General features: G+C 67.3%; 15 protein-coding genes. 12 read left to right on the forward strand and 3 right to left on the reverse strand.

Annotation, left to right across the window (positions count from 1 at the left end; genetic code table 11):
- Positions 1-58: 58 nt before the first annotated feature.
- From ASE61_RS21735 to ASE61_RS21760, 6 genes are all read left to right on the forward strand, one after another.
- On the forward strand, positions 59-1003 hold the full coding sequence (locus tag ASE61_RS21735) for an ABC transporter permease (RefSeq protein ID WP_061970501.1): 945 nt from the start codon (positions 59-61) through the stop codon (positions 1001-1003).
- Positions 1000-1872: an ABC transporter permease gene (locus ASE61_RS21740; RefSeq protein ID WP_061970502.1), complete on the forward strand. Its 873-nt coding sequence runs from the start codon at positions 1000-1002 to the stop codon at positions 1870-1872. Before ASE61_RS21735 ends, ASE61_RS21740 begins: the two co-directional genes overlap by 4 nt.
- A complete protein-coding gene (locus ASE61_RS21745; RefSeq protein WP_061970504.1) occupies positions 1872-3539 on the forward strand; it encodes an ABC transporter ATP-binding protein in 1668 nt (555 codons plus the stop codon). Before ASE61_RS21740 ends, ASE61_RS21745 begins: the two co-directional genes overlap by 1 nt.
- Positions 3536-4399, forward strand: coding sequence for a carbon-nitrogen hydrolase family protein (locus tag ASE61_RS21750; RefSeq protein ID WP_061970505.1), 864 nt, complete (start codon positions 3536-3538; stop codon positions 4397-4399). Before ASE61_RS21745 ends, ASE61_RS21750 begins: the two co-directional genes overlap by 4 nt.
- 17 nt (positions 4400-4416) lie before the next feature.
- Positions 4417-4962, forward strand: coding sequence for a carboxymuconolactone decarboxylase family protein (locus tag ASE61_RS21755; RefSeq protein WP_061970507.1), 546 nt, complete (start codon positions 4417-4419; stop codon positions 4960-4962).
- 86 nt (positions 4963-5048) lie between these two features.
- A complete protein-coding gene (locus ASE61_RS21760; protein WP_061970508.1) occupies positions 5049-5351 on the forward strand; it encodes an alkylphosphonate utilization protein in 303 nt (100 codons plus the stop codon).
- Between the two features lie 16 nt (positions 5352-5367).
- Here ASE61_RS21760 and ASE61_RS21765 read toward each other — a convergent pair whose 3' ends face one another.
- Complete coding sequence (locus tag ASE61_RS21765) at positions 5368-5772, reverse strand: AtzH-like domain-containing protein (protein ID WP_061970510.1); 405 nt, start codon at positions 5770-5772, stop codon at positions 5368-5370.
- Positions 5769-6947, reverse strand: a complete 1179-nt coding sequence (locus ASE61_RS21770; RefSeq protein WP_061970511.1) for an amidase — start codon at positions 6945-6947, stop codon at positions 5769-5771. Before ASE61_RS21770 ends, ASE61_RS21765 begins: the two co-directional genes overlap by 4 nt.
- A 212-nt stretch (positions 6948-7159) precedes the next feature.
- On the opposite strand from ASE61_RS21770, the gene ASE61_RS21775 reads away from it, so the two are divergent.
- The 3 genes from ASE61_RS21775 to ASE61_RS21785 all read left to right on the forward strand — a co-directional run bounded on the left by ASE61_RS21775 (position 7160) and on the right by ASE61_RS21785 (position 8807).
- Positions 7160-7858, forward strand: a complete 699-nt coding sequence (locus ASE61_RS21775; RefSeq protein WP_061970513.1) for an RNA polymerase sigma factor — start codon at positions 7160-7162, stop codon at positions 7856-7858.
- Between the two features lie 94 nt (positions 7859-7952).
- Positions 7953-8477 (forward strand): DUF4142 domain-containing protein, encoded by a 525-nt coding sequence (locus ASE61_RS21780; RefSeq protein WP_061970515.1) that lies wholly within the window; start codon positions 7953-7955, stop codon positions 8475-8477.
- A 9-nt stretch (positions 8478-8486) separates the two neighbouring features.
- Positions 8487-8807, forward strand: a complete 321-nt coding sequence (locus tag ASE61_RS21785; protein WP_061970516.1) for a cupredoxin family copper-binding protein — start codon at positions 8487-8489, stop codon at positions 8805-8807.
- Between the two features lie 12 nt (positions 8808-8819).
- On the opposite strand, the gene ASE61_RS21790 is transcribed toward ASE61_RS21785, so the two are convergent.
- Positions 8820-9380, reverse strand: a complete 561-nt coding sequence (locus ASE61_RS21790) for a hypothetical protein (RefSeq protein WP_061970518.1) — start codon at positions 9378-9380, stop codon at positions 8820-8822.
- A 266-nt stretch (positions 9381-9646) separates the two neighbouring features.
- Between ASE61_RS21790 and pip the strand changes: the two genes are divergently transcribed.
- From pip to ASE61_RS21805, 3 genes are read left to right on the forward strand one after another with little or no spacing between them, the layout of a single operon-like run.
- Complete coding sequence (pip, locus tag ASE61_RS21795; RefSeq protein ID WP_061970723.1) at positions 9647-10624, forward strand: prolyl aminopeptidase; 978 nt, start codon at positions 9647-9649, stop codon at positions 10622-10624.
- A gap of 10 nt (positions 10625-10634) precedes the next feature.
- Positions 10635-12449 carry a S9 family peptidase gene (locus ASE61_RS21800; protein WP_061970519.1) on the forward strand — a complete coding sequence of 605 codons (1815 nt, stop codon included), beginning with the start codon at positions 10635-10637 and terminating at the stop codon, positions 12447-12449.
- Positions 12450-12478: 29 nt separating this feature from the next.
- Positions 12479-13906, forward strand: a complete 1428-nt coding sequence (locus ASE61_RS21805; RefSeq protein ID WP_061970521.1) for a M20 family metallopeptidase — start codon at positions 12479-12481, stop codon at positions 13904-13906.
- Positions 13907-13967: the final 61 nt, after the last annotated feature.

The following is a 13967-nucleotide window of genomic DNA, read 5'->3' on the forward strand; positions in this document are numbered from 1 at the left end:
ACCGGCCCGGTTTCCGGCATCGTCCATCGGGCGGATGCCCAGGCGCGTGGAGAGCTTCATGGCTTCCTATTTCCTGCGCAGGCTCATGATGGCGATCCCCGTCATGTTCTTCGTGGCGCTGTTCGTCTTCCTGCTGCTGCGCTTGACGCCGGGCGATCCGGCCCAGGCCATCGCCGGCGACCAGGCGACGCCCGCCCAGCTTGCGGCCATCCGCGAGAATCTCGGTCTCGACAAGCCGATCGCCGGCCAGTTCGTCGCGTGGATCGCCAATATGACGCAAGGCGATTTCGGCTCCTCGCTGATCTCGCAGCGCCCGGTGCTGGAGATGATCGGCCAGCGCATCGGCCCGACGCTGGCGCTCGCGATCATGGCGATGATCTTCACGGTGGTGATCTCGCTGCCGCTCGGCGTGCTCGCCGCCTGGCGTCATGGCGGCATGGTCGACCGCTTCGTGATGGCGCTCTCGGTCGTCGGCTTTTCCGTGCCGATCTTCGTGATCGGCTACGTGCTGATCGCGGTCTTCGCGGTCAACCTGAAATGGTTCCCGGTGCAGGGCTACAAGGCGCTGGCCGATGGCTTCGGCCCGTTCTTCCACCGCATCCTGATGCCAGGGCTGGCGCTTTCCTTCTTCTATATCGCGCTGGTCTCGCGGATGACGCGCGCCTCGATGCTGGAGGTGCTGCGCGAGGACTATGTCCGCACCGCCCGCGCCAAGGGGCTGGGCGAGCGGATCGTGCTGTTCCGCCACGCGCTGCGCAACGCCGCGATCCCGATCCTGACCGTGGTCGGCACCGGCTTCGCCATGATGGTCTCCGGCGTCGTCGTCACCGAGACCGTGTTCAACATCCCCGGTCTCGGGCGGCTCGTGGTCGATGGCGTGCTCGCCCGCGACTATCCGCTGATCCAGGCGATCATCCTGCTGACGGCCGGCACCTATGTGCTGATCAACCTGCTGATTGACCTCTCCTATGCCCTGACCGACCCGAGGATCCGCTACCAATGAGCGCTTCGTCGAATCCCGCGCAGGGCGCGCTGCCGCGCCGCCGCCTGCTCGACAATCCGCCGCACTGGACCACGGCGCTCGCCGTCATCGTCCTCGTCGCCGTGATCGTGATGGCGGTGTTCGCGCCGCTGCTCGCAAATTTCGAGCCTACCAGGCTCAACGCCGCGATGCGGCTGAAGCCGGCCTCGGACATCTATTGGCTGGGCACGGACTCGTTCGGCCGCGACCTCTATTCGCGCGTGGTCTATGGCGCGCGGGTCTCGCTGCTGGTCGGCGCCGGCGTCGCGATCGGCGCCATCGTGATCGGGCTGCCGCTCGGCCTGATCGCCGGCTGGTATCGCAGCATCGACGGCGTGCTGATGCGGATGATGGACGGGCTGATGGCCATTCCCGGCATCCTACTCGCGATCGCCATCGTCGCGCTGGTCCGCGGCGGGCTTCTCACCGTGATCATCGCGATCATGATCCCGGCAATCCCGCAGGTGGTGCGCCTCGTCCGGGCGCGGGTCATCGCGGCGCGCGAGGAGACCTATGTCGACGCCGCCGTGCTGCTTGGCACCCGCCCGGGCAAGCTGATCCGCAAGCATCTGCTGCCCACCACGATCGCGCCGCTGATCGTGCAGGGCACCTATATGTACGCCTCCGCCATCCTGACCGAGGCGGCGCTCTCCTTCCTCGGTGTCGGCATCGGCACGGAGGTTCCGAGCTGGGGCAACATCATGGCCGAGGGGCGGCTCTATTTCGCGATCAATCCCTGGCTGGTGTTCTGGCCGGCGATCGTGCTGTCGCTCTGCATTCTTTCGATCAACCTGCTCGGCGACGCGCTGCGCGACCGGCTCGATCCGAAGATGCAGGGGAGGGCTCCGTGATGGCGACCGCCGCGACCCAGCCCGTCCTCTCAGTCCGCGACCTCAAGGTCGCGACGCGGGGGCGCCAGCCCAGCGATATCCTGAAGGGCATCAGCTTCGACATCCATCCCGGCGAGACGCTCTGCCTCGTCGGCGAATCCGGCTCCGGCAAGTCCGTGACCTCGCTGGTCGCGATGGACCTGCTGCCGCGCGACGAATTGCGCGCGACCGCCGGGACTGTCAGGCTCAATGGCGAGGATATTCTCACCGCGACGCCGGCCCGGACCAAGGCGCTGCGCGGCGCCGAGATGGCGATGATCTTCCAGGAGCCGATGACGGCGCTGAACCCGGTTCTGACGATCGGCCTGCAGATGGACGAGGTCTACTGGGCGCACACGAAGATGCGTCCAAAGGAGCGTCGCGAGGCCGCAATCGCTGCCTTCGAGGCGGTGCATCTGCCCGATCCCCAGCGGATCTATGACAGCTATCCGCATCAACTCTCCGGCGGGCAGCGCCAGCGCGTGATGATTGCGATGGCGCTCGCCTTGAAGCCGAAACTGCTGATCGCCGACGAGCCGACGACGGCGCTCGACGTCACCACGCAGAAGCAGATCCTCAGCCTGATCCGCGAATTGCAGGAGGAGCAGAACACCGCCGTCCTGTTCATCACCCATGACATGGGCGTGGTCGTCGACATCGCCGACCGGGTCTGCGTGATGCGCCGCGGCGAGATCGTCGAGACCGGCCCGGTCGAGCAGGTGCTGAGCCAGCCGCGCGAGGACTACACGCGCGATCTGCTGCAATCCGTGCCGTCGCTGACGCCGCGCGCGCCGCGCGCTTCGTCTGGCGGTGAAACGGTGCTGGAGATCAACAATCTCGAGAAGACCTTCAGCTTCGGCTCGCTGCTGGGGAAGCTGATGGGGCGCGAGAGCCGCAGCGTGCGGGCGGTGAAGGATGTCAGCTTCGAGCTGGCGCGGGGGCGCACGCTCGGCATCGTCGGCGAAAGCGGTTCGGGCAAATCGACGGTGGCGCGCTGCCTGATGCGGCTGGAACACCCGACGGGCGGCGAGATCCGCGTCAACGGACAAGACATCGCCAACCTGCAAGGCCAGCAGGCGCTGGCCCCGGCGCGCCGGCGCGTGCAGATGGTGTTCCAGGACCCGAACCGCTCGCTCAACCCGCGCCTGCGCATCGGCGAGAGCCTGATCGAGGGACCGCTCAATCTCGGCGAGAACCGCGAGACCGCCCTGAAGCGTGCGGGCGAATTGATGGAGGTGGTCGGCCTGCCCAGCACCAGCCTCGAACGCTTCCCGCACCAGTTCTCCGGCGGCCAGCGCCAGCGCATCGCCATCGCGCGCGCCCTGATGATGGAGCCGGAGGTGATCGTCGCGGACGAGGCGGTCTCGGCGCTCGACGTCTCCGTGCAGGCGCAGGTGCTGGCGCTGCTGGCCGAGATCCAGGAGCGGCGCAATCTCGCCGTGCTGTTCATCACCCATGATTTGCGTGTGGCCGCGCAGATCTGCGACGAGGTGATGGTGATGCAGCGTGGCAGCGTCGTCGAGATGGGGCCGGCCGCCGAGGTTCTGGGCCAGCCGCGTCACGAGTATACCCGTGCCCTGATCAGCGCCGCACCGGGGCGGGACTGGGATTTCGCGGCCGGGCGCCGCATCGCCGGAGCTACAACATGATTTCCGCCAGCCTCGTCCAGATGGACGTCCAGTCCCTGGCGCCGGCCGAGAATTTCCGGCGCATTCACGACTTCGTTGCAGCGGAGGCGGCAAAGGGCGTCCAGCTCATCCTGTTCCCGGAGCTGGCGAACACGGGCTATGTCGAGCCGCTGGTGCCGGGCGGCGCTGTCGTCAGCGATGTCCCGCATTTCGGGGCTGCGCTCTACGAGGCCTGCGCTGCGCCGGATGGCGACGAGGTCAAGGCGCTCGTTGCGCTCGCCGCGAGGCATCGCGTGCATCTCGTCATCGGGCTCGGCCTGCGCGATGCCTTACGTGCCGGGGTGATGCGCAATGCCTCGCTGCTGATCGGGCCGGAGGGTGTGGTCGGCGACTACACCAAGATCCACCAGTGGCAGAACGAGAAGCTGTTTTTCAGCGGCGGCGACAGCATCGACACCTATCCTGTCTTCGGGACACGGCTCGGCATGCAGGTCTGCTACGATATCCGCTTCCCCGAGATCACCCGCATCCTTGCGCTTCAGGGCGCGAGCATCGTGACCTCGGTCTGGGCCTCCTTCGGGGCGGAGACTGCGCCGGTGACGGACGAGGGCCTCTTTATCCACCGCGCTTACACGCGGGCGACCGAGAACGGCGTCTTCTTCCTGAGCTGCAACCGCAGCGGCAGCCGCGGCGGGCAGCGCTTCTTCGGCCGCTCCTGCGCGGTGGCACCGGATGGCCGCGTGCTTGGCGCGCTCGGCCATGATCGCGAGGACGTGCTGCGGGTCGAGATCGACCTCGCCGAGGTCGCGCGCTATCGCAGCTTCACGGGCATCTGGGCCGACCGGGCGCCTGCTCTCTACGCCAAATATCTCACGCCCTGATCCTCACGAGACCTCCGATGACGATTTCTCCCTGCCCGCCGATCAGCGATGCCGACTGGCCCGAAGCGATCGCCGAGATGAAGACCGGCTTTGCCGGCGCGCTCAATGTCTACCGGACGATGGCGCATCACCCGGCCCTGCTGAAGGCCTGGGGCCCCTTGCGGCAGCACATCGTCAAGGACAGCGCGCTCGGGCCGGTGCGCTCGGAAGTCGTGATCCTGCGCGCGGCGCACCGCATGGGCTCGCCTTATGAATGGGCGCATCATGTCAGCCGGGCGCGGGTGCTGGGAATGAGCGATGCCCGCATCGCTGCTTTGCGCGGGAGCCCTGAAGGTGAGGACGGGCTGATCGTCCGGGCGGTCGATGCGCTCTTCGACGACAGGCGCCTGTCGCTCTCCCTCGAAGCCGAGCTTGCCGCGGCGGTCGGGCGCGAGGCGGTGTTCGACCTGATCGCGACGGTCGGCTTCTATTCGGTGCTCGGCTATATGCTGATGACCTACGAGACGCCGATCGATGAGGCGATTGCGGCCGAGATGACCGAGAAGCCGCTGGGCACTGTCTAGCCGCCGATTTGGAGAAGTCGCCGGGCATCGTGTAACCCCGCCTGACCGGGCCGATGGCGAGTGCCCGGACGCAAGACGGGAAAGACATGTCCGACGACGATTACATCTATGACGAAGCGACCGGGGAATGGCGCCCGGCCTCGGAAGTGAAGCAGGCGGCCGCTGCTGCCGCCGCTCCGGTGGTGCGCGATGCCGCCGGCAATGTGCTGGCCGACGGCGATTCCGTCGTTCTGGTCAAGGACCTCAAGGTGAAGGGCGCCAACCAGACCCTGAAGCAGGGCACGGTGATCCGTTCGATCCGCCTGACGGAGAATGTCGAGGAAATCGACTGCCGCCACGACACGATCAAGGGCCTCGTGCTGCGGACGGAGTTCGTCCGCAAGCGTTGAGTTTTCGGGTCCGCGCCTACCAGAGGCGCGGCCCCTCCATCGTCGAGACATGGGCTGAGACCACCTTCCAGCCCAGTTCGGGAAAGCGCACCCAGCTCTGGCTCTGCCGGCCGATGACGTCGCGCCCGCGCACCTTGAACTCGAGGTTCACGGTGGCGATGTCGCGGCCCAGCGTCAGGATCTCCAGCCGAATCCGTTTCTCCTTGATGCCCGGCCCCGGCGGACGGGCGACGCGGTGGCCATGGATCTCCTGAAAGCCATAGCCGTTCTCGTGCAACGCGTAGCGGATCGTGTAGGGGCTGTTCCAGAAGGCGGCGTCCAGCACGTCGACATTCTTGTCGATCAGCGCCTGCTCGTAGGCCTCGAACCGGGCGCTGATCTCGGCCACGACTTCAGGGATGTTCGGGGTCAGGTCGGTCATGATGATGCGGCCTCCATGGCCTGTGCGACGGCGATGAGGCTGGCATCCGTGCCGCGTCCGCCGATGATGGACAAGCCGACGGGCGCGCCGTCGACAAGGGCGCCGGGCAGGTTGACCTGTGGGTGACCGGTCAGCCCTCCTTGCGCGCAGAGGCTGGTAATGCGGTCGCGCATCGGCCTGAGTGCCGGCATCGGCAGGCCGCGCAAGGGCGCGGGGAAGGGCGTGGTCGGCAGGCACAGGATCGTGCCCGATGGCAGCAGGTAGCGCAGTCTTGCGCGGGCTTCTTCGCGCATCAGCGCGGCCCAGTTCTGCTCGGCGACCGGGACCTGCGAGCCTGCGATCAGGCCGGCCGCGACGCTGAAGGCCATGCGCGGATTGTCCCGCTCGATCCAGGGGCGGAAGGTCTGCCAGGCCTCGACCGGCTGCAGGCTGCGCTGTGCCCGCGCCCAGACGGACAGGCCCTGCGGCGCCATGATCTCGTCGTGCGGCGCGGTGCCGAGCACGCGAGCGAGCCGCGCGACCATCGGTTGCAGTGCGGCTGCGACTTCGAGGTCGGCGAAGCCGAAGGCGTCGACGGCGACCAGCAATTTGGTCGGTAGCGGGCCGGGTGCCTCGCCGAGCAGCACCGTGCCGATGCGGGCGAAGGTCGCAGCGTCGCGCGTGAACCAGCCGGCTGTGTCCGAGCTCGGAGCCTGCGGCATCAGCCCGGTCAGGTCGAGCCGGCCATGGGTCGGGCGGATGCTGTAGAGCCCGCAGAAGCTGCCGGGCACGCGCATCGAGCCGCCGGTATCGGTACCCAATGCGGTGTCGCAGAGCCCGGCGGCGACGGCCGCGGCCGAGCCGGAGGAGGAGCCGCCCGGCACGCGGTCAGGCGCGGCGGTGTTCAGCGGCGTGCCGTCGAAGGCGTTCTCGCCGAGGATGCCGAGCGAGACCTCGTCGGTGATGGTCTTGCCGACGAACTCGGCGCCGGCATCGAGCAGGGTCTGCACCGCCCAGGCATGGCACTCCGGGACGGGATTGGCTTTGGCCCAGTCATGGTTGCCGCCGCCGGTCGGTGTACCCGCGACGTCGAACAGGTCCTTGACGGCGAAGGTCAGTCCGGCGAGCGGCCCGCCTTCCCGGCCGGGGATGCGGATGCGCGGGCCGGGCACGAAGGCGTTGACGCGATCCTCCATCACGGCCTCGGCGATCGTGTTTCGCCCAGGGAGGTCGGTCGGGTCGGCATCGGCACGGCTTTTTATCCTTCGTGACGGTCGGTCTGTCGTTCGGGTGGCAGCCTAAGCAGGTTTGCCGCCGCTGCAAACGACAGCGTGCCGGCTTGCCACGCTATCGGTCATCGGGAACCTTTTACGGTCTGCGCCATCCGATGCGGCGAGGAGGACAGATCATGCCATCCATTCCGACGGTCGCACGCGATGCCGGTTCCGCCTCGGCTGATGATCTCGATCTCGCCCGTCGTGCGAGCACGGGCGATCCTCAGGCCTTCCGCACGATCATGACGACGCATAACCAGGCGCTCTATCGCATCGCGCGGGCGGTGATCCGCAATGACAGCGAGGCCGAGGATGTGGTGCAGGAGGCCTATGTCCGGGCCTTCAGCCACCTCGACAGCTTCCGTGGCGAGGCGACGCTTTCGACCTGGTTGTCGCGCATCACCCTCAACGAGGCGCTGGGCCGCCTGCGCCGGAAGAAGCGGGCGGACAAGGCATTGCGCGCCGAGGACCCGGGCGTTCCCGCGCAGATCATCCCCTTTCCCGGCAGCAGCAGCGGCGACGATCCGGAGCGAATGATGGCGCAGCGGCAGATCCTGCAACTGGTCGAACGCGCGACCGACAACCTCCCCGACGTCTATCGCGGCGTGTTCATGGCGCGAGTGATCGAGGGGCGCAGCGTCGAGGAAACCGCGGAACTCCTCGATATCCGGGCGGAGACGGTCAAGACCCGGCTGTACCGGGCGCGGCTTTTGGTGCGCAAGGAGCTGGAACAGCAGATCGGCCCGGTGCTGCTCGATGCCTTCCCCTTCGCGGGCCGGCGCTGCGAACGCCTGACCGCTGCCGTGATGCAAAGACTTGGTATTCCCACCTGAAATTCTGGGAACGTTTTGGCCGCGCCGGCATCCAATAAGGGTCGATGAAACAAACGGTTCGGGCTCGCTCTTGCGGCCCGGAGAAGGAGGATTCATGTCTGTTCGCACGTATAGCTTCGCGCTTGCTCTCGCATTGCTGGGAGTGGCGACCGCAGCGCAGGCTGCCGACAAGCCGACCGACCCGCAGATCGCCCATATCGCCTATACGGCGGGCGCGATCGACGTCGCAGCGGCCAAGCAGGCCATCGTGAAATCGCGGAACAAGGTGGTCGTGTCCTTCGCCAAGGACATGCTGCGCGACCACGAGGCCGTCAACAAGCAGGCGCTCGCCCTTGTCGCCAAGCTGAAGGTCAAGCCGGAGGACAATGCGACCAGCCGTTCCCTCTCCGATGCTGCCGGCAAGACCAAGGCATCGCTCGCCAAGTTGCGCGGCAAGGCCTTCGACAAGGCCTATGTCGCCAACGAGGTCGCCTTCCACCAACAGGTGAATGGGGCTTTGCAGACCCTGCTGATCCCGTCGGCGAGCAATGCCGAGCTCAAGGGCCTGCTCGAAACCGGCCTGAAGATCTTCCAGGGCCATGAGCAGCATGCGGTGCATGTCGCCGCCGAGCTGCAATAGAGCACTGCCATGGGCGTGGCGCGATATCTGCCGGCGGTCGCGGCCGTGATACTGGCGGCTGCTGCCGTCCCGGCGCGGGCGGAGACCATTCAGGTGATCGTTGACAAGCTGGTCTTCACCCCGGCGGAGGTCAGTGCGAAGGTCGGCGACACCGTTGAATGGGTCAACCGGGACATCCTCGCCCATACCGCCACGGTGAAGGGCGGGATGGAGGTGATGATCCCCGCGAAGAAGACCGGCCGGCTGACGCTCCAGAAGGCCGAAGCGATGGAGTATTACTGCCGCTTCCACCCCAACATGAGGGGCCGCATCACCGTCTCGGCTCCGTGACGGGGTGCGGGTTCAGGGCGCGCTTCGGGCGATGGGAGGCCGGAGCGCGCCCTGTTCCTGCGCGATCAGGAACTTTTCCTGAGCCTCGGTCTCGACGGAGGCCGCATCATGCCCGCGGCGGATCTGCGCGATCGCGTCGGCTGCGTCGGCCCCGTTTTCGACCAGCAGCAGCGCGGCGATGGTGCCGGTGCGGCCGAGGCCGGCGCGGCAATGGATCGCCCAGCTCTCGCCTTCGCGCAGGCGGCGCGGCAGGTCGAGCTCGCGCCAGCCTGCCATGAAGGTCGCATCCGGCACGCCGTAATCGGGGATGGCGAGATGAGCCCATTCCAGCCCGGCTGCCCGGACAGCGGCGGCGAAGCCGACGATGCCACCCGGAAATTCCTGTGCTTCGACGAGGCTGAGCAGGCCGGTTGCGCCCAATCCCGCCAGACGCGACAGATCCTCCGCCAGGGCAGTCTGCGATGCGGCGTCATCCGACGTCTCTTGCCGCCGGCCGGGACAGGGGCCGAGCAGGAGCGCGCCGGCGAAGCCGGGGAGGTCGAGACGGGAAATGGAAGGCGCCGGGCTGTGCAAGCAATCCTCCAAATGGCGGAAGGGCCGGGTACTCTACCTGTCGCATCGTCTTTGCACGAGCCGATGGACAGCGTGCGGCTTGTCGCGATGGGATGCGAAACGCCGGGAAGAATCGGGGCGGCGTTCAGCGGAGTGGAACAGGGGCCGGTCTATTCCGCGACATCATAAACAATGCGCTTCGAATGCATTGGCCAGCGGCTGTTCGCGCGTGCCATCCTCGCCGGATCAGGGGAGCGTTGCGGCGCTCCGGTTCGACGGAGCCCGACGTGCCAGACGATTACAGCACCCTCTACGAGGCGGTTGAGCCCTATCGGTCCTTGCGCCTGCCGGTTGGTGACGGACATGAACTCCATGTCGATCTCAGCGGCAATCCCGATGGCATCCCCGTGGTGTTCCTGCATGGCGGACCCGGCGGTGGCACCAAGCCGGCGCAGCGCAAGACCTTCGACCCGTCCGCCTTCCGGATCGTGACCTTCGACCAGCGCGGGGCGGGGCGCTCCAGCCCTCTGGCGGAGCTCGCGGGCAATACCACGCAGGCGCTGATCGCCGATCTCGAACGGATTCGGGAGCATCTCGGCATCGAGCGCTGGCTCGTCACCGGCGGTTCCTGGGGCAGTTGCCTCGGCCTCGCCTATGGCCAGGCCCATCCCGAGCGCTGCCTCGGCTTCCGCCTGCACGGCATCTTCATGGCCGAGCGCGCCGAGATCGACTGGTGGTTCCACGGCTCGCGCACGATCTTCCCGGACCATTGGGAGGTCTTCGCCAGTTTCGTGCCGGAAGCTGAACGGGGCGATCTGCTCGGCGCCTATTACCGTCGGCTGACCGGGCCTGACCGCGAGCAACAACTCGCTGCTGCGGTCGCCTTGCGCACCTTCTCGGGGAAGACCCAGACCTTCCTGCCCGATGCCGAGCATGTCGCGGCCCTGACCGAGCCGGATGCCGCGCTCGCGCTCGCCCGCATCTTTACGCATTACTGCGTCAACGGCGCCTTCCTCGACCCCGGCCAGTTGCTGCGCGACGTCTCGCGCATCCGGCATCTGCCGGCCGAGATCGTGCAGGGCCGCTACGACATCGTGACGCCGATGTGCACGGCCTGGCGCCTGAAGACGGCCTGGCCCGAAGCCCGCTTCACCATCGTCACCGAAGCTAACCACGCGGCGACGCCGAGCGCGCCGGCCCTGTCGCTGGCGCTGCGCGATGCGACCGATCGCCTACGCGATTCGATGCTGGCCCTCGCGGCCTGAAGGAACCATCATGTACGAAGCCGCCAGCCAGATCCGCCTGGGCATCGAGCCCTATCTCGAAATCCGCAGCGCCAAGAGCCCGGCGGTCGCGCCGGATGGCGAGCTCCTCGCCTATCTCAGCGACGAGAGCGGCACGCATCAGATCTGGCTTCGGCCGCTCGCCGGCGGGGCGCCCTGGCGCCTGACCGACATGCCGGAGCCGGTCGGTGCGATCGCCTTCAACCCGAAGAGCCGCGACCTGCTCTTCACCATGGATTGCGGCGGCGACGAGCGCCATCAGCTCTGGCTTGTGCCGGGTGCCTCGGGCGTGCCGCAGCCGCTGACCGACGATCCGACCGTGGTGCATGTCTGGGGCTGCTGGGCACCGGACGGGCAGCGCATCGCCTTCGCCTCGAACGCACGCGACCGCGAGCATATGGACATCTATGTGATGGACATGGCGACGCGGGCGGCGCGGCGCGTGTTCGAGGGCAGCGGCTATCGCGAGGCGGTCGCGTTCTTCCCGGATGGACGCTCGCTGCTGGTCGCCGATGCGACCCATGCGATGAATGACCAGGATCTGTTCCGGCTCGATCTCGAAAGCGGCGCGCGCGAGGCCTTGCTGCCGCATGAGGGGCGCGCCCGCTATGCCGCCAACCGGATGAAGAAGGATGGCAGCGGCTTCTTCACGATCACCGACCAGGGCCGCGAGTTTCTCAGCGTCGGCTTCCGCTCGGCGACTGACGGCACGCTGAACTGGATCATCGAGCGCGACGGGCAGGATATCGAGGCGGTGGCGCTGGCGCCGGACCAGAACCGCCTCGCCTATGTCGCGAATGATCGCGGCTGGAACCGCATCTTCGTGCGCGAGATCGCCGGCGGGGCGGAGTTCGAGGTCGAGGGCTTCCCTGCCGGCTCGGTCGGGTCCGTCGCCTGGCTGCCGGATGGTTCCGGGCTCGTCTTCCCGCTCGACGGCTCGACCTCGTCGCCGGATATCTGGCGTTTCGACATCGCCTCGAAGCAGGTGAAGCGCCTGACCGACGCCTCGAAGGCGGGGCTTGACCCGGCGAGCTTCGTCGAACCGACGGTCGCGAGCACCAAGAGCTTCGACGGGCTCGAAGTCCCGTTCTTCGTCTACCGGCCGCGCGGCAAGGCGCCGGAGGGTGGTTATCCGGCCGTCGTCGTCGTGCATGGTGGGCCGGAAGCGCAGTGGACTCCGGTCTTCCGGGCCGACCTGCAGTTCTTCCTGAGCCAGGGCATCATGGTGATCGCGCCGAACGTGCGTGGCTCGACCGGTTATGGCCGCAGCTACCACCATCTCGACGACAAGCATCTGCGCATGGACAGCGCCGCCGACCTCAAGGCGGTCAGGCTCTGGCTGCGCGAGCAATCCGATGTGAACGATGACCGCGTCGCCGTCTATGGCCGCTCCTATGGCGGCTTCATGGTGCTGGCGGCGCTGACCGAGCAGCCGGAATTGTGGAAGGTCGGGATCGAGTTCTACGGCATCGCCAATTTCCTGACGCTGCTGGAGACGACCGGGCCGTGGCGGCGCTATCTGCGCGCGGTGGAATATGGCGATCCCGTCGCCGACCGCGAGAACCTGATCCGCTTCTCGCCGATCCACAAAATCGACCAGATCCGGGTGCCCCTCTTCATGGCGCAAGGGTTCGACGACCCTCGCGTGCCGCCGGGCGAGAGCGAGATGGTCTATTCGGTGCTGCGCGGCCTCGGCCGCCCGGTCGAGTATGTGCGCATCCCGCATGAGGGCCATGGCTTCGCCCGGATCGAGAACCGGCGCACCGTCTTCGGCGGCGTGGCCCGTTTCCTGCGAGAGCATCTTTGAGCGCCCCGGCATCTGAAAGGACGCAAACCATGCAGAATTCCGAGATCATCTGGCAGCTCGTCGATGCGAAGCGGCAGTCCTTCGAGGCGCTGAGCGACCGCGTCTGGGGCATGCCCGAGATCGCCTATACTGAGTACCGCTCGGTCGGCGAGCATATCGCGATGCTGAAGGAGCAGGGTTTCCGCATCACCGAGAACGTCGCGGGCATCCCGACCGCCGTGATGGGCGAGGCGGGCGAGGGCGGCCCGGTCATCGCCATCCTCGGCGAATACGACGCGCTGCCCGGCCTGAGCCAGGAGGCTAATATCGCCGAGCCGAAGCCGGTCGAGGCCGGCGGCCACGGCCATGGCTGCGGTCACAACATGCTGGGCTCGGCTGCGCTGCTGGCTGCGACCGCGGTGAAGGACTGGCTGGCCAAAACCGGCCGACCGGGGCGGGTGCGTTATTTCGGCTGCCCGGCGGAAGAGGGCGGCGCGGCCAAGGCCTTCATGGTGCGGGCCGGCGCCTTCGACGATGTCGACGTCGCGATTTCCTGGCACCCGGCCTCGATGACCAAGGTCGACGATGCCTTGTCGCTCGCCAATACCCGGATGGATTTCCAGTTCACCGGCCGCGCCTCGCATGCGGCGGCCGCGCCGCATCTCGGCCGCTCGGCGCTCGATGCGGTGGAACTCATGAATGTCGGCGTCAACTACATGCGCGAGCATGCGCCGTCCGATGCGCGCATCCACTATGCCTATCTCGATGCCGGCGGCATCGCGCCGAACGTCGTCCAGGCTTCGGCCAAGGTGCGCTACGCCATCCGGGCGCGCGACCTCGCTGGCATGCTGGAGCTCAACGAGCGCGTGAAGAAGATCGCCGAGGGCGCGGCGCTGATGACCGAGACCACGGTCTCGATCTCGATCATGAGCGCGGTCTCCAACATGCTCGGCAACACGCCGCTGGAAGATGCGATGTTCAAGAACATCGACCGGCTCGGCCCCGTGCCCTTCGATGCCGCCGACAAGGCCTATGCGGCCAAGATCCAGGCGACGCTCGGCCCGGCGGATATCCTCAACGACTATCGCAAGACCGGCATCGCGCCGCGCGAGAACACGCCACTTTGCGATTTCGTCGTGCCGCAGGGCACGCGCGGCGTGCCGATGATCGGCTCGACCGATGTCGCCGATGTCAGCTGGAAGGTGCCGACCATCCAGGCTAGGGTCGCGACCCATGCGATCGGCACACCCGGTCATTCCTGGCAGATCACGGCACAGGGCAAGGCGCCGGCCGCCCACAAGGGCATGGTCCATGCCGCCAAGATCATGGCGGCGACGGCGATCGATGTGATCAGCGACGAGACGCTGCTGGCGCGCGCCAGGAAGGACCATCAGGAACGGGTGACGCAGACGCCTTATGTCTGCCCGATCCCGGCGGAGGTGAAGCCGCCGATCAAGCCGCGGCCGGTGGCCGCCTGAGCCGGAAGCGCGTGGGCGGCACCAATGCTGCTTCCGCCGACGACGCGTCCAATCGAACAAC

The organism is Allobosea sp. Root670, assembly GCF_001429415.1.
GTDB classification, from domain to species: domain Bacteria; phylum Pseudomonadota; class Alphaproteobacteria; order Rhizobiales; family Beijerinckiaceae; genus Allobosea; species Allobosea robiniae.

What these genes read in the sequence shown, in the direction of transcription:
- ASE61_RS21735 (WP_061970501.1), top strand. Translation starts at nt 59, where the DNA reads ATGGCTTCCTATTTCCTGCGCAGGCTCATGATGGCGATCCCCGTCATG.
- ASE61_RS21740 (WP_061970502.1), top strand. Translation starts at nt 1,000, where the DNA reads ATGAGCGCTTCGTCGAATCCCGCGCAGGGCGCGCTGCCGCGCCGCCGC.
- ASE61_RS21745 (WP_061970504.1), top strand. Translation starts at nt 1,872, where the DNA reads ATGGCGACCGCCGCGACCCAGCCCGTCCTCTCAGTCCGCGACCTCAAG.
- ASE61_RS21750 (WP_061970505.1), top strand. Translation starts at nt 3,536, where the DNA reads ATGATTTCCGCCAGCCTCGTCCAGATGGACGTCCAGTCCCTGGCGCCG.
- ASE61_RS21755 (WP_061970507.1), top strand. Translation starts at nt 4,417, where the DNA reads ATGACGATTTCTCCCTGCCCGCCGATCAGCGATGCCGACTGGCCCGAA.
- ASE61_RS21760 (WP_061970508.1), top strand. Translation starts at nt 5,049, where the DNA reads ATGTCCGACGACGATTACATCTATGACGAAGCGACCGGGGAATGGCGC.
- ASE61_RS21765 (WP_061970510.1), bottom strand. Translation starts at nt 5,772, where the DNA reads ATGACCGACCTGACCCCGAACATCCCTGAAGTCGTGGCCGAGATCAGC.
- ASE61_RS21770 (WP_061970511.1), bottom strand. Translation starts at nt 6,947, where the DNA reads ATGGAGGATCGCGTCAACGCCTTCGTGCCCGGCCCGCGCATCCGCATC.
- ASE61_RS21775 (WP_061970513.1), top strand. Translation starts at nt 7,160, where the DNA reads ATGCCATCCATTCCGACGGTCGCACGCGATGCCGGTTCCGCCTCGGCT.
- ASE61_RS21780 (WP_061970515.1), top strand. Translation starts at nt 7,953, where the DNA reads ATGTCTGTTCGCACGTATAGCTTCGCGCTTGCTCTCGCATTGCTGGGA.
- ASE61_RS21785 (WP_061970516.1), top strand. Translation starts at nt 8,487, where the DNA reads ATGGGCGTGGCGCGATATCTGCCGGCGGTCGCGGCCGTGATACTGGCG.
- ASE61_RS21800 (WP_061970519.1), top strand. Translation starts at nt 10,635, where the DNA reads ATGTACGAAGCCGCCAGCCAGATCCGCCTGGGCATCGAGCCCTATCTC.
- ASE61_RS21805 (WP_061970521.1), top strand. Translation starts at nt 12,479, where the DNA reads ATGCAGAATTCCGAGATCATCTGGCAGCTCGTCGATGCGAAGCGGCAG.